The organism is Emticicia sp., from assembly GCF_049241225.1.
In the GTDB taxonomy this organism is placed as follows: Bacteria; Bacteroidota; Bacteroidia; order Cytophagales; family Spirosomataceae; genus Emticicia.
Window position 1 is genome coordinate 20,552 of sequence record NZ_JBMLRC010000460.1, and the last position, 19,735, is coordinate 40,286.

16 protein-coding genes are annotated in these 19,735 nt (G+C 37.7%); 11 read left to right on the forward strand and 5 right to left on the reverse strand.

Translation table 11 applies throughout. The annotated features are described in order from the left end of the window. Positions 1-295: 295 nt before the first annotated feature. The 4 genes from ACOVO2_RS23605 to ACOVO2_RS23620 all read left to right on the forward strand — a co-directional run bounded on the left by ACOVO2_RS23605 (position 296) and on the right by ACOVO2_RS23620 (position 3,554). Entirely contained in the window at positions 296-1,414 is a 1,119-nt protein-coding gene (locus ACOVO2_RS23605; protein WP_188768722.1) for an ABC transporter permease, read from the forward strand. A gap of 116 nt (positions 1,415-1,530) precedes the next feature. Next, positions 1,531-2,847, forward strand: coding sequence for a TolC family protein (locus tag ACOVO2_RS23610; RefSeq protein ID WP_421772334.1), 1,317 nt, complete (start codon positions 1,531-1,533; stop codon positions 2,845-2,847). Positions 2,848-2,910: 63 nt separating this feature from the next. Continuing rightward, positions 2,911-3,132 carry a hypothetical protein gene (locus ACOVO2_RS23615; protein WP_421772335.1) on the forward strand — a complete coding sequence of 74 codons (222 nt, stop codon included), beginning with the start codon at positions 2,911-2,913 and terminating at the stop codon, positions 3,130-3,132. Next, complete coding sequence (locus ACOVO2_RS23620; RefSeq protein ID WP_421772336.1) at positions 3,132-3,554, forward strand: PIN domain-containing protein; 423 nt, start codon at positions 3,132-3,134, stop codon at positions 3,552-3,554. Before ACOVO2_RS23615 ends, ACOVO2_RS23620 begins: the two co-directional genes overlap by 1 nt. A gap of 3 nt (positions 3,555-3,557) precedes the next feature. On the opposite strand, the gene ACOVO2_RS23625 is transcribed toward ACOVO2_RS23620, so the two are convergent. From ACOVO2_RS23625 to ACOVO2_RS23645, 5 genes are all read right to left on the reverse strand, one after another. Next, a complete protein-coding gene (locus tag ACOVO2_RS23625) occupies positions 3,558-4,247 on the reverse strand; it encodes an HAD family hydrolase (RefSeq protein WP_421772337.1) in 690 nt (229 codons plus the stop codon). Between the two features lie 6 nt (positions 4,248-4,253). Further along, on the reverse strand, positions 4,254-5,423 hold the full coding sequence (locus ACOVO2_RS23630) for an MFS transporter (RefSeq protein ID WP_421772338.1): 1,170 nt from the start codon (positions 5,421-5,423) through the stop codon (positions 4,254-4,256). Positions 5,424-5,446: 23 nt separating this feature from the next. Beyond that, entirely contained in the window at positions 5,447-5,905 is a 459-nt protein-coding gene (locus tag ACOVO2_RS23635) for a DUF1569 domain-containing protein (protein WP_421772339.1), read from the reverse strand. 480 nt (positions 5,906-6,385) lie between these two features. Continuing rightward, on the reverse strand, positions 6,386-6,991 hold the full coding sequence (locus ACOVO2_RS23640; RefSeq protein ID WP_421772340.1) for a T9SS type A sorting domain-containing protein: 606 nt from the start codon (positions 6,989-6,991) through the stop codon (positions 6,386-6,388). A 154-nt stretch (positions 6,992-7,145) separates the two neighbouring features. Continuing rightward, a complete protein-coding gene (locus tag ACOVO2_RS23645; protein ID WP_421772341.1) occupies positions 7,146-8,849 on the reverse strand; it encodes an OstA-like protein in 1,704 nt (567 codons plus the stop codon). A gap of 49 nt (positions 8,850-8,898) precedes the next feature. Between ACOVO2_RS23645 and tilS the strand changes: the two genes are divergently transcribed. From tilS to ACOVO2_RS23680, 7 genes are all read left to right on the forward strand, one after another. After that, entirely contained in the window at positions 8,899-10,296 is a 1,398-nt protein-coding gene (tilS, locus tag ACOVO2_RS23650) for a tRNA lysidine(34) synthetase TilS (protein ID WP_421772342.1), read from the forward strand. 393 nt (positions 10,297-10,689) lie between these two features. Next, positions 10,690-13,005: an OmpA family protein gene (locus ACOVO2_RS23655; protein ID WP_421772343.1), complete on the forward strand. Its 2,316-nt coding sequence runs from the start codon at positions 10,690-10,692 to the stop codon at positions 13,003-13,005. Positions 13,006-13,281: 276 nt separating this feature from the next. Beyond that, positions 13,282-14,352 carry a M42 family metallopeptidase gene (locus ACOVO2_RS23660; protein WP_421772344.1) on the forward strand — a complete coding sequence of 357 codons (1,071 nt, stop codon included), beginning with the start codon at positions 13,282-13,284 and terminating at the stop codon, positions 14,350-14,352. 270 nt (positions 14,353-14,622) lie between these two features. Next, entirely contained in the window at positions 14,623-15,756 is a 1,134-nt protein-coding gene (locus ACOVO2_RS23665; protein ID WP_421772345.1) for a hypothetical protein, read from the forward strand. Positions 15,757-15,888: 132 nt separating this feature from the next. Continuing rightward, positions 15,889-16,713: an FkbM family methyltransferase gene (locus ACOVO2_RS23670; RefSeq protein ID WP_421772346.1), complete on the forward strand. Its 825-nt coding sequence runs from the start codon at positions 15,889-15,891 to the stop codon at positions 16,711-16,713. A 5-nt stretch (positions 16,714-16,718) separates the two neighbouring features. Next, on the forward strand, positions 16,719-18,947 hold the full coding sequence (locus tag ACOVO2_RS23675; protein WP_421772347.1) for a B12-binding domain-containing radical SAM protein: 2,229 nt from the start codon (positions 16,719-16,721) through the stop codon (positions 18,945-18,947). Positions 18,948-19,074: 127 nt separating this feature from the next. Continuing rightward, positions 19,075-19,735: ABC transporter ATP-binding protein (locus ACOVO2_RS23680; protein ID WP_421772348.1), on the forward strand; the 661-nt coding region annotated here is incomplete at its 3' end.

Sequence of the window (19,735 nt, forward strand, 5' to 3'; positions counted from 1 at the left end):
CGGTAGCCGAGTTGATTGTGTGATTTTATTGAAATAAAGTCAAAATTAAAGATTAAAGATTACAAATTAGAGATTGTTGATTTTGCAAATCGCTACAAATAATGTTCAATCGCTGTCCTTTTTCTAATTTTCATTAAATGAAATTACCCCTTTAGGGGTTTAATATTGGTAGAAATAAAATCACAAGCTAACACTAATACGACTCCATCGGGGTCGAACAAAAACACAGACCAATACTAGTCATTTTACTTTACACAATATTAATGAGCGATTCGGGAGAATCGCCCCACAGAATATGTTAAAAGAAGCATTCAAATTTATGTGGTACGACAAGACCAAAATGTTTGGAATCTTGTTTGGTATCATCCTGTCGGTCTTTCTGATTGGGCAACAAATCGGCATTTGTTTTTCGCTGCTCAATAGTACTATTTCGTTGGCAAAATTTAACCAAAACTACATTTGGGTAGTGAGCGATAAAAGCCAGCAAGTCAGCGATTTACCCCTACTCGATATGCGTATTTATCGAGAACTCATGAGTATCAATGGCGTAAAAAAAGTCAATCAGTTGATTGTGGGTGGTGGAAGTGCAAAGTTTAGCAACGGCACAAAAACAAGCATTACGATGATTGGTACACAAGCACCATCGTATGCAGGTGGACCGTGGAAATTTGCCTTTGGTAATCTCCAAGACCTCCAACAAGAAGGGGCTGTCATTGGCGACTCTTATGACCCGATTCAAGGAAAAAACATCAAACTTGGCGACCATTTTGAATACAATGGTAATCGTGTGGTGTTAGTCGGGCAAACCAAAGGAGCAAAAGGCTTGGGCGTAGCATATGGTTTTACGACCGTTGACCGTGCCAGAAAACTCTGTAAGATTCCGACCACCAAAGCATCGGCTTTTTTGGTAGAATGGGAAAACGGAGCTTCAGTCGAGCAGGTAATTCGAGCTATTAATAAAGAAATTCCAGGCGTAAAAGCCCGTGATGGAAAAACATTTACCGACGAAAGTCTCAAATACTTTGCCCTCAACAGCGGAATTGTGGCCTCTTTCGGGCTTTTGGTTGTCTTTGCCATCATTACAGGCTTTGCAATCGTTGGACTTACGATGTTTTCAGCCGTCAACGACCGCATCAAAGATTACGGCACAATCAAGGCCATTGGCGGAACAAACGGAGTTATCAGAAACTTGATTCTTTGGCAAGCAACTATCTATTCGATTGTGGGGTTTGCGGTGGCATATTTTCTACTTTTTGGTTTTGTGCAAGCCACCAAAAAGAATCTTGATATTCAAATTACGCCCGAACTTACCGCTTTCTTGGTAATCATTACGTTATTTATTGCTGTTTTAGGAAGTCTCTTGGCCATGCGAAAAATCACTAAACTCGAACCTGCCGCTGTTTTTAGGTCGTAAACAAAAGTTTCTTAGCACCAAAACTTCACAGTTTAATAGTTGTTTTTTTCCGTTTTAGGCAGAAAAAAAATATTCATCTAAATAAGGTTTTTAGATTTGAGAAAATACAAAAAGATATGAAAAAAGTAATTGTTAGATTTATCACATATTTGGCAATCTTGATGCAGGGATTTTCATCTTTTGCACAGAAAATCACGCTTAATGAAGCCATTCAGAAAGGCATAGAAAATCGGATTGAGCTGAAAACCCAAGCCTTGAATATTCAGATTGCCAATAGCGAAAACGATAAAATCAAGGCCAAATGGCTACCGCAAGTAAGTGCCAACGGTGATGTAAGATGGAATACCCAACTCCAAACTACGGTTTTACCTTTTGCTTTACCAGGTTCGAGCGAATCACAAACAATTGTGCGTTTGGGGCGTCCGTTCAATAATACTTTTGCTTTACAAGCTGAGCAGAAAGTGTATGATGCCAGCAAAAAAATCGACCGTTTGGTGAACGATACCCAAACCGAAGCTCAGAAAAACACGCTTGAGCAACAAAAAATCAATCTCAAACAAAGCATTACGGAGGCTTATTTTTCGGCAGTTTTTAATAAAGAAAAATTACGTTTATCGGAAATTGCTTTGCAAAGAGCCAATGCCTATTTGGAAGCCGCTCAAGTAAAATTTGAGCAGGGAACAATTCTAAAAAATGATTTAGATAAATTTTCGCTTGATGTAAGTAATGCGAAACTCGCCCAAACTAAAAATATACAAGATTATGAATTAAGCTTGGTCACGCTTCAATATCAGTTGAATACCAACGAAAAAGCCGAGCCAGCCGAAGACTTAACTTCTATTCTAAATTACTCTCAAATCGTTGATAACCAATCGAATACCGACAAACGCACCGAAGTAAAAGCCGAAGAAATTAACCTTCGATTAAACGAATTGAACCTACAAAAACAAAAAACAAGAAATTTGCCAACGGTTTCGGCTTACGGAAATTATTCGGCATTTCAGATTGCCGATACTTTCAATCCATTTGCAAGTGGTACTTGGTTTACGGCCAATTATATAGGTATTCGTGCGAATATTCCTATTTTCGATGGTAAACAAGCGAAGCTTTCAAGTCAAGATTTTTTGTTTCGTCAGAAAATCAATCAGTTAAATATGGAGCGTTTGAGAAATGATTTCAACTATGAGTCGAAAAGTACGTGGAATACGTTGCAACAATCAAAACTGAATTTAGAGGAAGCCAAGAAAAACATCACGCTCGCTCAACAGATTTTAGAAACCGATAAATTCAGATTTGAGAAAGGTGTAATCGTAATTTCAGACCTAAAAAACTCTGAATATTCATTACAAAACGCTGAAAATCAATACCTAAGTAGCATTTATAATTTCTTGGTGGCAAGTGTGAGATATAAAAAAGCGAGTGGGAATTTGTGAGATTAATTCAAAACTTGGTTCTTTTATAAAATGTTCTTAATTTAGCTTTATAATCAAATCATTATGGTTGAATTTAAGCTACAACTTGACGAAGCATTTGTACAAACGCTTGGTTATAATCAGATAGAAAATTATTTGAAAGAACATTTACAGAAACTTCAACTAAAGGCTTCTGCAAAAGATATTTTGGCAGATTTAGAAGAGTCTGACCTTACGAATGACGAGCAATGGCAACTATCACGAAACATGGCTTGGGAACAAGAAAAAAGTAAGTTTCTTTTCTGATGACAAACTATGTGATAGACGCCAATATTCTGATGAGTATGCTTATAAGCGGCAATGCAAGTTATAAGCCTATTTTAGAGTTCTATGACTTTTACTTACCCGAATTTGTTTTAGTAGAAGTTGAGAAATACAAATCTCAACTTCTACTTCGTACTAAAATGAATGAGGATGAGTTTTTCAAATGGTCAATTTTAGTTTTCTCTAAAATCACTGTCTTGCCAAACTACATTCTAAGTCCAGAATCTCTCGAAAAATCAAATCTTTTACTCAACGACATTGATATAAAAGATACAGCCTATTTAGCCTTGTCGATTCAATTAGATTTACCACTTCTCACAAGAGATAAACCTCTCGCAACTGGCCTGAGGAAAAAAGGATTTCGCCGAGTAATGATGTTTGATGATTTTCTGAGAAATATATAAATTCTACCCCAACAAAAACGGCAGAATCTCCTTAATCGAATCAACTTTTCTGAAATTTGGGCTATCAATATTATGGTCAACTTTTTCGTAGGCCCAAGTCGTATGATACGGCACATGCACACCATAAGCACCGATTTCTAAAACTGGCAATACATCAGATTTTATCGAATTTCCAATCATTAAAAACTCTTCGGGATTGATGTCTAAATGTTTGATAAGTTTCTCATAATCAGGCACTTTCTTTTCACTCATGATTTCTATATGATGAAAATAATGCTCGATTCCCGACTTTTTTAGTTTTCGTTCTTGGTCAAGTAAATCACCTTTCGTAGCCACCACAAGTCGATATTTTTCAGACAAAGCTTGCAGCGTCTCCTCTACTCCATCAAGCAGCTCGATTGGCTTTTGTAACATCTCTTTACCATTTTCTATAATCTTTTCTAAGACACTCACATTCAATGTATTATCGCTGATTCTGAGTGCAGTTTCGACCATACAAAGCGTAAAACTTTTTACACCATACCCGTACAATGGTAGATTATCAATTTGCGTTTTAAAAAGTTCTTGTGAGATTGTATGATGTGGCAAATAATCTTCAAGCAATGCACAAAACTTGTTTTCTGTCTCTAAAAAATAAGGTTCATTCACCCAAAGGGTATCATCGGCATCGAAAGCAACTACTTTAATATTCATTTGATTTTAGTTCGATTTATCTTTATTTGAGGAAATAAAGGTAATAATTACAGCCATCAACACAAATAAAAACAACACAAACCCCAACCCAACTCGCAAACCAAAAGCCTCGGCCAAATAGCCAATCGTTGGTGGGCCAATAAAGAAACCAGTATAGCCAATAGAAGTAGCCATCGAAATTCCTGCCGATGGACTTATATTTTTAAGATTACCGGCCGAAGAAAATACAATTGGCACAATTGTAGAAAGCCCAAGACCAACTAAGAAAAAGCCCAAGAAAGTACTCCAAACCGAGACAAAAGCAAGGGAAATTCCTAAGCCCGCAATCGACAGCAAAGCATCAATCAACATCAGTTTTTGTTTGCCGAGTTTAAGCGTAAAGTAATCGCCAAATACTCGTCCGATAGTCATCGACACGCCAAATGCTCCAAACGCCCAAGCACTCAACACTTCGCTTTGCCCAACAACTTTATTCATAAAAATAGCTGACCAATCCACCATTGAGCCTTCGCCAGTCATGCAACAAAAAGCAATAATTCCGAAAGGTAAAATTGTTTTTAAGGCTAAAAATTTATCAGTTTTGCTTTCAGAAACTACTGCTTCGTTAGCAGTTGGAATATCTTTTATCAATTTTGTAGAAGCCCAAATAGAAAGCAAAACGCCCGAAATACTTATGACAAATAAATGCGATTGCAGCGGCACTTGATAACTGGAAAAAACTCCTCCCACAGCCGCTCCGATGGCCATTCCAATACTAAAAACCGCATGAAACGATGAGAAAATCACCTTCCCCCACAACCTTTCTACTAAAACAGCTTGTCCGTTCATCGTAACATCCATTGAGCCAGAGGCTGCTCCGAGGAAGAAAAAACAAAGACGAATTATCCATTCGTTCTGCGAAATTGCTACCAGCGGAATAGCTACACAGAACAGCAAAGCTGTGATTTTAACAATAGTATCCGAACCAAACTTACTACCTAACCAACCCGCAAAAGGCATGGCTGCCATCGAACCAAGAGCAATACAAAACAGCACCGAACCCAACTGAGCATTATTCAGTCCAAAGAATCGCTGTAATTCGGGCAAGCGGGCAGTCCAGTTAGCATATAAAAATCCATTGACAAAAAAGAAAGTCGAAACTGCTATTCGGTTGATAAGTAAGTTTTTATTTGGCATTTTATCAAAAATGTCGTTTTAGTTTAAACTCCAAACTGAGTCAGATGGTGATTAAGGTGTTTGTAAAATAGATTGTTCCATTCGGTAATGTTCAACGCTCCAAATGAATGAGATTCTTTACCGTCGAAATAGTTTTCGCCCAACTCTTGAGTTTTTCTAATATAATTTATTAAACGGTTCTTTTCAATCTCAAAATCTTTATCTTCTTTCACCACAAATTGTGGAGCAGTTTGCCCATTTTGTGAATATGGTTCCTCACTTACCACTTTGTTTTTCACCAACAATTTTAAGATGAATTTCATAAAAGCATTCGGTTTGGGGTGTTTATTCTCATAAATCAACTCATACGATACATTACAATGAGCCAACATCTGTGACACGCTCATTTTTCCCCACTTGCCTTGTGTGCTCGGTGTCAAGGCATTGATTCGCCCAATAACTTCTTCTGAAACTGATTTTTTAAAGATGTTCGGTAATGCCATTTTCAAATTTTGTGTTTATAGGTAAAAGATAAGAAGTTTAGAATCAATTGTATAAGGTAAGGTTAAATACTTGCTGCTATAAAGATTGGATATTTTCTCGGAAAATAAAATTTACTTAAATAATTCAAATAAAAAAAGTCGGATAATTTCTTGATAAACAAGCGATTATCCGACTTTCAAAATATCGTTAAATCTTGATTTATATATAATTTAATGTCGGTATCCTTTCCACGTACCGCCATAACGATAATCGGGTAAGTTTTTTGACTTATTGCAACAAGATTCACAGACAAAAACCCATATTTTACCTTTCTTTATTTGAACTCGGTAAAGCGTGGTTTCCTCTATTTTACACAACTCACAAATTTTGGTTTTCATCAATATTTTTTTTACAAAACATTAAGCCATTCAAAGCAAAAAAATCGAGTATTTGCCTAATAAACAAGCAATTACTCGATTTTTGATATATTAAATAAGTTATCAGTTATGTCTAACCAAAAGCTTTTTTGTAACAACTTTTTTACCGTCAACTACCAACTGATACAAGTAAATACCTGAATCCCAGTTTGTTGTTTGCACCTTCAATTTACGGTCAAATTTATCTAATTCATAATTCGCTACCTCGTGTCCGAGCAAATTATAAAACGACATACTCGCTTCGTTTACGCTGCCTGTAATCACATAATCAACTGTTGCGTAATCATTAGCAGGATTCGGATAAATATTCGATACCGTCAATTTATCGCTCGAATATAATTTATCGCTATTTTCATTACCACCTATACTTCTATCGTTAGTTGCAGGAATTTCACTATTGGAAGTTTTAGTAATCACCGGTTTCGATGAACCGTTCAACAAAGCATCCCGGAAGTACTGATTCACCACCGACGGCTTGTTCAATCTCACTTCCGAAGGCATCGGTTTGCTCACAAACGCCGTTTTTGGAAGAGCCGATTTAGCAGTGGTTGTTGGCTTCTTACCTATATCCAAGCGAGACTTTCCTTTCTCAACTTGAGCAAGGGCAGCGTTGGATAAGATAACAATTCCAATCAGTACTGATAAATATTTTTGTAAATTTTTAACCATAGAAACTCTACTGTAATTTTTTTATTTTAGCACGTATATTGTTAGGAATACTACAAATATACGAGAATGGTATTAAAATCAAAACTGTAATTTATGTATAAGACTCATTTTAGGGCCGAAAGGTTGCAATAAAAATAAACTTTTTTTCGTTCGATCATTTTTTTGCTTCTAAAACAGGTTTTACACCTACTTTTTTATCTACAAATTTCACGCCAAGTACTTCGGCTCTTGTTGGTTTTTCATTTTCTCTCCAATTGAAACCATCTAATCGGTTACCGTCGTTGGTCAATTCTGTAGGAGGAACAAGTTTGGCGTCAGGACGCCCCAAAAACGAAATTCGGTTTACTTGATTTTCCTTGAACTTCATATTCATCTTACTACATTCGACTCGATTTACCCCAATTAGTTTATTTTTTTCATCAAGTGCGTAATAAATACTTTCACCGTTGCCTTCAACCACGACATTATCTATACGTGTCTGAGCATTGAACGTTGCCGTAATCTTCCGACCCTTGATTTGATTAAAATTTAGTGCCGTATCTTTCGCAATCACAAAGCCATTGTTAATCATATACATTCGGCTGACTTTGTTGTTTTTCATATATACGTGAATTGTATCGGCTTCGGATTGATTTTTATCGCTCCAAATAATTGGTTTCGAGAAAAAATGAATCACTGAATCTTTTAAATCATAAAGCAGTGAATCACAGCGACTTTGGATGTCTGAGCGATACACTTTTACGTGTCCAAACGCCAACAATTTTTCCATTTTGGCGGCGGTGTTTTTGTCTTCTTTTTTGGCTTGTTTTACGGTATCGGTTTTAGCAACCAAACTGTCTTTTCGCTCGTAAGCATAAAGTGTGTCGGCACTCAAATAAAGCGTGTCTCGCTCGGCAGTGTTACGCATGAGGGCATTTCCCATGATTTTTGTAAAGCCAGTTTTTCCATCACGCACGCCAACTTTTCCATTTAAAATAACTTTATCTTTTTTCGAGACTAATTCTACATTTCCTCTCGCAAAACCAGATTCAGTCTTTTGGTCGAAATTGAGTGTATCGCCCGTGAGGGTATAATCTTCATTGACAATTTTTGAGCGACCTTTAAAATTCGACTGTTGGGTTTGAGTATTGTAGGTACTTCCTGCATTGGCTACAATATCGCCATCCTTACTTTTGATGAGCGTTGGAGCTTTGAAAAGTGCCATTTTGGTTCGGGCATTATACTGCAAACTATCCGACGTGATGGTGTATTTAGGATTGGTGATTTCTACATTTTCTTTGTAATTAAAAATCTTACTTCGGGTGTTATAAAAACCTTTTTCGCTCTTCAAAACACTCGAATCTTGCACAATTACGCCCCGAACTGGATAATAGGCACGGTTTTTCTGAATATCGTATTCCACAATACGGGTTGTTAGGCTTACTTTTTTATCGGTCAAAACTACCTTTTTTCCCAACACACGAGCAAAACGAGTATTTCCATCGTAATACAGTGTATCGCCCGTAATGGTGAGCGTATCACCTTGCACGATTCTGATTTTGCCAAAAGCTTCCAGCGTATTAGTTGTTTCGTTTTGCGTAGCACTTTGACAATACAAAATTGCCCCTCGGTGTTGAAAAGAGACATTTCCCAAAAACTGACGAGTATAATAAGGTAACTGATTGACACCTACCAAACTATCAGCACTCAATAAATTGATGCGTGACCCCGAAGGTGGTGGTGGTGGCGGATTGAGTGGTTTTTGAGCATAAGTAGCACTCTCTATCAGCAAAAGTCCAAATACAATAAGCCCCAACTTCGTGTAAAAGTTGGTAGATGTTAAGCTGAAATGGTACTTTTTTATAATATTTTTAATCATCTTCGATTGAAACTTCTAATTTTGTTCACAAAATTACGTAATTGCTTTCATGCTTCATGCCTTCTTAACATATATTAACGAGCAAAAATTATTCGAGCCTTCGGAAAAAGTCTTGCTTACGGTCAGTGGAGGCAAAGATTCAGTGGCAATGTTTAACCTTTTTTGTGGGGCGAACTGTAGCGATGGTCGCTTCCAGTTCGCAGTAGCTCATTGCAATTTCCAACTAAGAGGAAAAGACTCAGACGATGACCAAATTTTCGTAGAAAATCTTTGCAAGGAAAACAACGTAGTTTTTCACACAAAAACCTTCGATACAAAAGCTTACGCCAAGAAAAATAAAATTTCGATTGAAATGGCGGCTCGCACGCTTCGCTATGAATGGTTTGAGAACTTGCGAAAAGAACTAAATTTTGATTATATCGCAACGGCCCATCATCTCAACGATAGCATCGAAACCGTATTGCTCAATCTCACGAAAGGCACTGGTATATCGGGTTTGAAAGGTATTTCAGCAAAAAAAGGGCATATTATTCGCCCGATGCTTTTTGCCTCTCGGAAAGAAATTGATGTGTATGTGGCTGAAAAAAAACTCTCTTGGCGAGAAGATAGTAGCAATGCCTCGAATGATTATCAACGAAATCTGATTCGAAATCAAGTTGTGCCACTATTGAAAAAAATCAATCCAAATCTCGACGAAACTTTTGCCAGAAACCTCGAACGTTTTCAATCAATCGAAGCTGATTTTCGGAAAAATTTAAGCCATTTCAGAACCACAGTTATGCGGGAAGAAAACGGCATTTTTTTCTTGAAAATTGCCAACATAAAATACTGGCAGTCAGCCAATTATTATTTGGAAGAATTATTGAAAGAATTTGGTTTTAATTATTTTCAATCGAAAGAAATTTTCAATTCGCTTGATGGTCTTTCGGGCAAAGTTTTTCATGCCGCAAACTTTACACTATTGAAAGATAGAGAGGAATTGGTGATTACAGCCCCTCAGCAGCGGCTGCCGCCCCAGCCCTCAGCAGCGGCTGCCGCCCCGATAAGGAGTGAGTTTGCTTTATCTATTAGTTTAGAAGATATAAAACAAGAGCAAGCTTTCGATTTTTTAGATAAAAAATTGAGTTTTTCGGTCTTGAATATCGAAGAAATTGATGGAAAATTCGAAAGAAACAGTAGCGTACTTTTTGCAGATTTCGATAAAATACATTTTCCACTCACACTTCGGCCATGGCAGGAAGGCGATTGGTTTATTCCGTTTGGAATGAAAGGAAAAAAGAAAATTTCAGACTTTTTGATTAATAATAAAGTACCATTCATTCTTAAAAAAACCATATTTTTACTTACCTCAAACGACACCGTCGTATGGGTTGCGGGGCAACGTTCTGATGAAAGATTTAAGCTTTCAGATGCCACTCAGAAGGTACTTAAAGTTGAAATTAAATAAAATTAGAGGTGTGCCAATCTTTTTGCCAATAAATTTGTTTAATCAAAAGCAGCATTATTACAAATTAATTTTTCAAAAACTACTTTTGCCTAAAGAACCTATGAAACTGACCTAAATTAGAACTTTTAAATGCTGTAAGCTTGTATTCTTTAGTAAATGATACTACTATGCCAACTTCGAAACAAACAGAAATTATGATTAAATAAAACCCTCACTAAAAGGTACTTACACATGATATTTTATTAATTTTTGTATTTTTTACATTCGTTACCTTTTAATCACTATATATTTTTTTTTCACCATTTGGCACGAGTTTTGAGAAATTTTCATGAAATTTATACGTGCATTAAGTCATAATCCTTATTATTTTACAAGTTTAAAAGTGCTTCATCCATGAAAAAATCCAAAATCTGGTTGTTGGCTTTCGTTTTCCTAATAGCTCAACAAACATATGCTCAAAATGGTCGTTTGAAAGCCGCGAATCGCAGTTTTGAAAACATGAGTTATATAGAGGCTATACGAAATTATGAAGATTACCTTCGTACAGCCAAAGTGGGTTCGCCCGAAATGCAAGAGGCTCTCACCAAACTCGGATACAGCTACCGAAAAGTACAAGATTCACGCAATGCTGAGCGTATATACGCGGAATTAATTGACCGATATAGCAAAGACCTCGAAAGTGAAATTTACCTATATTTTGCACAAGCTTTAGCTAATAACGGCAAATACAAGGAATCACAAAAAATGTACAGTCGTTACGGACAAGAACAAACAACCGACATGCGTGGACGCCGCTTTACAGTAGCGTACATGGACAATAGTCGTTTCTACCAAGATTCAGCTACCTACAAAATAGATTATTTGTACACGCTGAATTCACGTCAGTCAGATTTCAGTCCGATGTATTATAAAAACGGTCTGGTGTTTGTATCAGCCCGAGAAGAAGGTGGAGCAATTAAGCGTGTGTTTATGCAAAACCAAACACCTTTCCTTGACCTATTTATGTTCCCCGATACCGCCGAGCTTCGCAAAGATAATATCATAGCCATGAAACAACTCAGTGGTGTTGGAGGTAGTTCGTCGTTTAGTGCAGCTGAAAAATTGGAAGCAATCGAAACCGAAGACAAAGAAAAGCCGCTTTCAAAAATCGAACAATTCAGCAAAACACTTAATAGCAAGTATCATGAAGGACCAGTTACCTTTTTTAAAGATTATAAAAAGCTAATTTTTACCAGAAATAACTACAGTAAAGGTCGCAGTCGAACAAGTTCGGATGGCGTAAATAAATTAAAACTTTACATGGCTACCGAAAGCGGAAAGTACTGGGGAGGAGTAAAAGAATTACCTTTTAATAATGATAATTTTTCGTGTGGGCACCCTGCCTTATCGCCTGATGATTCAAAGTTATATTTTGTATCGGATATGCCAGGTGGTTTTGGGGGTACAGATATTTATGTTGTTGAGTACCGCGATGGAAACTGGAGCTCACCAGTAAACCTAGGTCGCGAAATCAATACTGAAGGCAACGAAATGTTTCCGTTTATGGATGAAAATGGCAATATGTATTTTTCATCAGATGGACACGAAGGATTAGGTGGACTAGATGTTTTTTATGTAGAAATGAAAGAGGGGATTCCGTTAAGTGATGTTAAAAATTTAGGAGCACCCATCAACTCAGAAAAAGATGATTTTGGGTTTATCACCAACGGTAATCGATCGAGTGGATATTTTAGTTCTAACCGGAAGCGAGGCTACGGAGATGATAATCTTTACTCATTCCGCCACGGATGCCGCCAGTTGAATATTTTGGTTTATGATGCGGAAAGTAAAAAACCATTAGAAGCGGTCGATGTACGAATGTCGAAAAACGGTGAAAATAAAGAACTTTTCGTAACCGGCTCAGATGGTAAAATAACTGTTTGTTTAGAAACAGGTACTGATTTTGAGTTTAAAGCCTTGAAAGAAGGCTATGAGTCGAATGGAGTTTCTTATGGAACATTAGCCACTTCGCTAAAAAACAAGACATCGATAACAATTTTCCTTGAAAAATCAAAAGCTCCGATTATTAAAGGAACAATTGTCTCGGAGGTAAACCAACTCCCAATTCAAGGAGCCGTGGTAACGCTTAAAAACGGAAAAGACGGTTCGAAAGAACAAATCGTAACCGGAGTCGATGGTCGATACGAATTCCAACCTAAGAAAGAGGGAGAATATTCGGTAACAGCCGCCAAAGACCGATACGCTGAGAATACCGAAAATCTAGGAAAAGTGAAACAAACTCGCAAAGGACCAAAAACAGTTGAACAAAATTTAGGATTAGTAGGGCAAGGCGATATTTTCAGGCTTGATAATATTTATTACGATTTTGGGCAGTTCTTTATCAGGCCAGATGCCGCAAAAGAGCTCGAAGCCAAGCTTATACCAATTCTAAAAAAGTACCCAAACATGAGAGTTGAGGTGCGTTCGCATACCGATAGCCGTTCGAGCGATGCATTTAATTTAAAATTATCAGAAAACCGAGCAAGAGCTGTGCTTGATTATTTGGCCGCTCGAGGAATCAATACCAAGCGGGTTGTAGCTAAGGGCTACGGAGAAACCGAATTGCTCAACAACTGCGACGATGAAACACAATGCAAAGAAGACCAACACCAAGCCAATCGTCGAACAGAATTTAAGATTTTAGATGTTTCGGTAGTGGGAATGAACTAAAATTTGTTAATAGTCAATAGACCTTGGGTCTTGAAAAAGCATATCAGCATACGAAACTCAGCTAAAAATGAAATTATAGCAGTAGCCAGTTTGCCACAAAGTTTTTTTTGTAGTTTAAAGTTAGGATTTATTATTCAGGAAAAGCACCGCCAATTTGAGTGGTGCTTTTATGATTTTGGACCTATCTCAAGTTCAGTTTTTCAGAAAAAACAAGGATTTTTCGCGTTATAGCCTTACTTTTGAGTTAAAATTGAGAAAAACATAATACAGCAAAAAATGGCAGAAAAAAACATTGAATTTCTTTACGAATACCTCAATAATGCCTCTCCGACAGGCTTTGAGTCGTCAGGTCAACAAATTTGGTTAGATTACCTAAAACCTTACATCGACGAGCAAATCGTAGATGTTTACGGAACTGCCGTTGGTGTTATCAATCCGGGTCAACCTTATAAAGTAGTTATCGAAGCTCACTCAGATGAGATTTCGTGGTTTGTCAATTATATCACCGAAGACGGTTATATTTATGTACGTCGCAATGGCGGTTCTGACCACCAAATCGCCCCATCGAAGCGAGTAAATATTCATACTCGAAAAGGCATCGTAAAAGGGGTTTTTGGCTGGCCAGCTATTCACGTGCGAGAAGCAGCCACCGAAGAAAAACCAACTTTAAAAAATATTTTTATTGATGTAGGTGCCGCTAAAAAAGCCGAAGTTGAAGAAATGGGCATCCACGTAGGTTGTGTGATTACCTTTGAAGATACTTTGATGGAACTGAACGATAAATTCTACGTTGGTCGTGCTTTAGATAACCGTATCGGTGGCTATATCATTGCAGAAGTTGCTCGAAAACTCAAAGAAAATAACATTTCGTTGCCTTTCACGCTTTATATTGTAAATGCCGTGCAAGAAGAAATTGGTTTGCGTGGAGCCGAAATGATTTCTCGCAGACTCAAGCCAAATGTGGCAATTTGCTGCGATGTGATTCACGATACTCAATCGCCGATGTACAACAAAAAAACTGATGGAGATTTAGCTTGCGGACGTGGCCCTGTGCTTACTTATGGCCCAGCCGTACAAAACAATCTCTTGAATTTTATGATTGATGTTTGTACTGAGAAAAAGATTCCGTTCCAACGTGCAGCTGCCAGCCGTTCAACAGGCACAGATACTGATTCGTTTGCTTATTCGGGCGAAGGTGTGGCATCGGCTTTGATTTCATTGGCTCAAAAATATATGCACACAACCGTAGAAATGTGCCACAAAGATGATATTCAAGCGTGTATCGATATGTATTACGAGATTTTATTGAGCTTAGAAGCTGGACAAGATTTCCGTTATATTAAATAATTCCAAAAAACATTATTTATTAACTTAGCGGAAAAGCTTATTTTATAATAGCTAATCGAATCAAAACCCCATCGGGGTGAAAGGATTATAGTGATGATAAATAGATGACAAACAGAACTCCGGAGGAATGGCATTATATGTCACCCCTTCGGGATTCAAAATATTGGTTATTCATTTTTTTCTACTATAATAATTTCATCCTTTCAGGATTCTTAACTCGTTATCAGAGCTATAACTTTATCATTTATACAATTGCCAACAAACCGAAAAATGTCCCACAAGAAAAAGATACTATTCATTGCTCTTAGTATGTTTTTTCATCTCAATTTAAAGGCACAAAGCCTTTTTATTGGGCAAGATGAAGAAGCGATTTACGACTATTTTCATATCGAAAAAAACGATGAGTGTCTCACCTATCGTAATTTTCCGCTACCCGTTGGCCTGACTCAATATACAGATATTTTTACCTTAGACGGCCTAAAATCACAAACCAATAAAGGAGCTGGCAATAATTGTGTAAAAAACGTGTTAGATGATGTTTGCCTCAAAAGATACTCCAAAAACATTCCATTTGATATGGCTTTGGGCATTTGGATGAATGATGCCACAAACCTTAAAAGTCTTGTGAGTGGTGCTTACGATGCAAAAATCAATGAGTTGGCTGATTTTCTGAAAAGTTATCCAAAAGTAAAGTTTTACCTCAGAATCGGGTATGAATTTGATGGAAACTGGAACAAAGCCTACGAAGACCGCCGCCGATATATTGTGGCGTACCAACGAATCCATGATATTTTAAGGATGAATTACGAGAAAAGCAAAACTCCTCGAAACTGGCTTTCGGTTTGGCAGGCTTGCACCTCTCCTATTGATGATATTATGGAAAATAAAATCGAAAATATCGGAGATTGGTACCCAGGCGATAAATACGTTGATTTCTGTGGCATTTCGTGGTACTTGGCAGGCACAAAACTTTCACCAAAATATAGCAATAGCACAAATTTGGTATATAAACGTAGTCAGAAAAGTCTGGCCAGCGAAATGCTTTACTACGCCATCAATAAAAACAAACCTGTAATGATTTGTGAAGCCGCTCCGCAAGGATACAGTTTGAGCGGACTTTACCGAAAAAATATTAGTCCGTATTGGGATGGTGTAGCGGGCGAGGGGACAGTAAAACTCACTCCGCTCCAAATTTGGAATGAATGGTATAAACCTTTCTTTGAGTTTATCGAAAAAAACAAGCAAGTCATCAAAGTTGTGGCGTACATCAATCAAAATTTTGATGCACAGCCGATGTTTGCACTACCCAAATCAGGTACATATTGGGGAGATTCTCGCATACAAGCCAATGACAAAGTTAGTATTTGGTGGAATGAAATGATTTCAAATACTTGGGTGAAGTAAGAAAAAAATAACGATACAACTGGAAAATATCGGTCAATGTAATTTCGTGTTATAGATAGGTCCAGCAGATAAGTCCAAGAAATTGGCAAATTAATTCCCTATTAAAACCATTCACCAAAATCTATATCCACCATGTTTAGTTATTTTGTTAATTCCTTCAAAAGGAAAATCGCACGACGTATCACCAAAGAATACCCAACAACTATCGACTTTTTTGACACAAAAGCGTATGGTAAAATCAAATTCGCTAATTGGGACAATCCACTCGTAGAAAAGAAAGATATTCCCGAAGAATCTATTGAGTTTTTTAAGAAATTCATTAAAGAAGGCGATTTAGCGATTGACATAGGTGCCAATATTGGACATACTTCCGTACCGATGTCGGTTGCTTGTGGCAAAACAGGTCTAACGCTTTCTTTCGACCCGAATCCATTTGTGTTTAAAGTTTTGGCCGAAAACGCCACTTTAAATCCACAACTATCTAATATCCAACCTTTTAACTTTGCCATTACTGATTTTGATGATGAATTTTATTATACATCCTCAGAAGCATCATTCAATAACGGCGGAATATCGAAAGAGAAAGGTGGAAAACACGGAAAATATGTCCTCAAGGAAAAAATAAAAGGAATCAATTTGGAGGCTTTTTTGAAAAAAAACTTTGCAGAAAGGCTCACAAAACTAAGTTTCGTGAAGATTGATACCGAGGGCTACGACAAAGAAATCATTAAATCAATCAAAAATATTTTGGTCGAATTTAGTCCAGTTGTTGTTTCAGAATGTTTTTTCAAATCTTCGCCAGCCGACCGATTTGAGCATTTTGAAGTATTAAATTCAGTCGGATATTCGCTGTTTTATTTCAATGATTTTGAATTAAACACCGAAATAGTACCGATTCTGACCAAAGAAGATATGCTCAAATGGAAGCATTTTAATTTTTACGCCGTAAAGAAATAGTATCATTGAACAAGACAGTTTTTGCCATAACGCCCCCTTTTACCCAACTGAATACACCGTATCCAGCAACGGCCTACATCAAGGGTTTTCTGAATACCAAGGATATTTCATGCTTTCAAGCTGATTTGGGAATTGAGGTGATTTTGGCTTTATTTTCTAAAAAAGGTTTAACAGAATTATTCAGCCCCCTACCCCCCGATGGGGGAATGTTCTCTGATAACGCTAAGAGAATAATCGCACTCCAAGAGGACTATATAAATACTATTGATGCCGTAATTTTATTTCTGCAAGGCAAAAATCCAACGCTTTCACACGTAATCTGTCAAGAAAATTTCCTTCCCGAAGCCTCTCGTTTTGCTCAACTCGAAGACCTCGAATGGGCTTTTGGTTCGATGGGAATGCAAGACAAAGCCAAACATTTGGCAACGCTTTATCTCGAAGATATTTCTGACCTAATCATGGAGTGCGTTGACCCACATTTTGGGTTTAGTAGGTACGCCGAGCGTTTGGGGCGTTCTGCTAATAGTTTTGATGAATTATATGCAGCCTTACAGCAAGATTATAGCTACATTGATAAAATTTTAATAAAGATTTTATCGGAAAGAATGTTCGAAATTCAACCTAAATTAGTGGTTATTTCAGTGCCTTTCCCTGGAAATCTTTACAGTGCGTTTAGAATCGGACAATGGGTGAAACAAAATTATCCAGCAACCAAAGTAGCAATGGGTGGAGGTTTTGCCAATACTGAATTACGCTCGTTATCAGATGCCCGAGTTTTTGAATTTTTCGATTACGTATCGCTCGATGATGGCGAAGCTCCGTTGGAGGAAATTATAAAATCCCTAACAGCCCCCCCCGCCCCCGATGGGGGAGCTTTATTGAAGAGAACATTTATTCTCGAAAACTCCCCCATCGGGGGGCGGGGGGCTGTCGTTTATAAAAATAATTCTTTACTAAAAGACTACAAACAGTCGGAAGTAGGAACGCCCGATTATAGCGATTTACTATTGGACAAATACATTTCGGTTATAGAAATCGTAAATCCGATGCACCGAATGTGGAGTGATGGCCGTTGGAATAAACTCACGATGGCTCATGGCTGTTATTGGGGAAAATGCACTTTTTGTGATATTTCGCTTGATTATATAAAAATCTATGAGCCAATTGCGGCAAATCTACTCTGCGATAGAATGGAAGAAATGATTGCCCAAACGGGTGAAAATGGTTTTCATTTTGTCGATGAAGCAGCTCCACCCGCTTTGATGCGAGCGTTAGCTTTGGAGATTTTACGCCGCAAACTGACCGTTACGTGGTGGACAAATATTCGATTCGAGAAAAGTTTTAGTCGAGATTTATGTCAGGTGCTCAAAGCTTCGGGCTGCATTGCTGTTTCTGGTGGATTAGAAGTTGCTTCCGACCGACTATTGGAATTGATTCAAAAAGGGGTAACCGTTGCACAAGTAGCACAAGTCACTCGCAATTTCACCGAAGCAGGTATCATGGTACACGCCTATCTGATGTACGGTTTTCCGACCCAAACTGCCCAAGAAACCATTGATTCGCTCGAAATGGTGCGGCAAATGTTTGAAATTGGCACTTTGCAATCGGGTTTTTGGCACCAATTTGCCATGACGGCTCATAGCCCCGTTGGTATGTATCCCGAACAATTTTCGGTGCAAAAAGCGAGCAATACGATCGGTACTTTTGCCAATAATGATTTAGTTTTCTCCGACCCAAAAGGCACTGACCATGAGGCTTTTAGCTTTGGTTTAAAGAAGTCTCTGCTCAATTATATGCACGGTATTTGTTTTGAATATCCGCTTCAAGAATGGTTCGACTTCAAGATTCCACGCACGAAAGTTCCGAAGAATTATATTGAAAATGCACTTCTGGAAGAGGATGATAACTTTATGCTAAAACCTACCTCAAAGGTAGTCTGGCTGGGCAAAAAACCTTTGGTGAGTTATACAAACACTACGAAAAAAGGGCAAGTATTTCAGGCGACAACTCTCACTTTTCACGATAAAAAAGAAACTTTCAGCATCAAACTCAACCAAGCACAAGGCAATTGGTTAGTTGAAATGTTGGATAAGATTTCTGTGAAGAATAAAAAGGTTTACACTTTCCAAGAAATAAAAGCTGATTACGAAGCCGCTGGTTTTGAAGATTTTGAGTTGTTTTTCTATAATAAACCTGTGAATGTATTGCGTGATTATGGGCTATTGGGGCTGTAATTTCTTTACCACAATAGACACAATTGAACCTCAATAGACACAAGTTTTAATTGGATAAAACATTCATTTTGAAACTATTGAGCATCAAAATCGGTTAAATAATTGATACTTTCAATAAATAATATCTGTGGCGGAAATACAAAAAAACGAAACTTCACCCTCTGGCAAAATCTTCGATTTGGAAATTCTCAAACGACTTTTCCAATTTATTAAGCCTTACAATGTTAAGTTTTATAGTTTGGTGCTGACAATCATGCTCGGTGCTGCCTTAGCCCCTGCCCTACCTTTGTTGATTCGCCAAACGATTGATGGCCCAGTTTCGGCAGGCAATTATACTGGCCTTGCCAAAATGATGGCTATTATGATTGGTCTTTTGGTCGTTCAGTCGCTCATACAATTTACCAATACCTATTTGGCTGGTTGGCTTGGACAAAATATCATTCGTGATATTCGAGTACAGCTTTACCATAAAATTTTGCATTTACGCCTCAAATTCTTTGATGATACGCCGATTGGCCGACTCGTTACTCGTACAATTTCGGATATTGAAACACTGGCCGATGTTTTTAGCGATGGTATCGCAGCCATTGGGGGCGATATTTTGCAATTGGTTCTTATCATTTCGGTGATGTTCTACACCGATTGGCGACTTTCGTTGATTAGTCTTTGTACGATTCCTTTTATGCTCGTTAGCACGTATATTTTCAAAGAAAAAGTAAAAAAATCGTTCAACGAAGTGCGTAATGCGGTTTCAAACCTCAACTCTTTTGTGCAGGAGCACATCACGG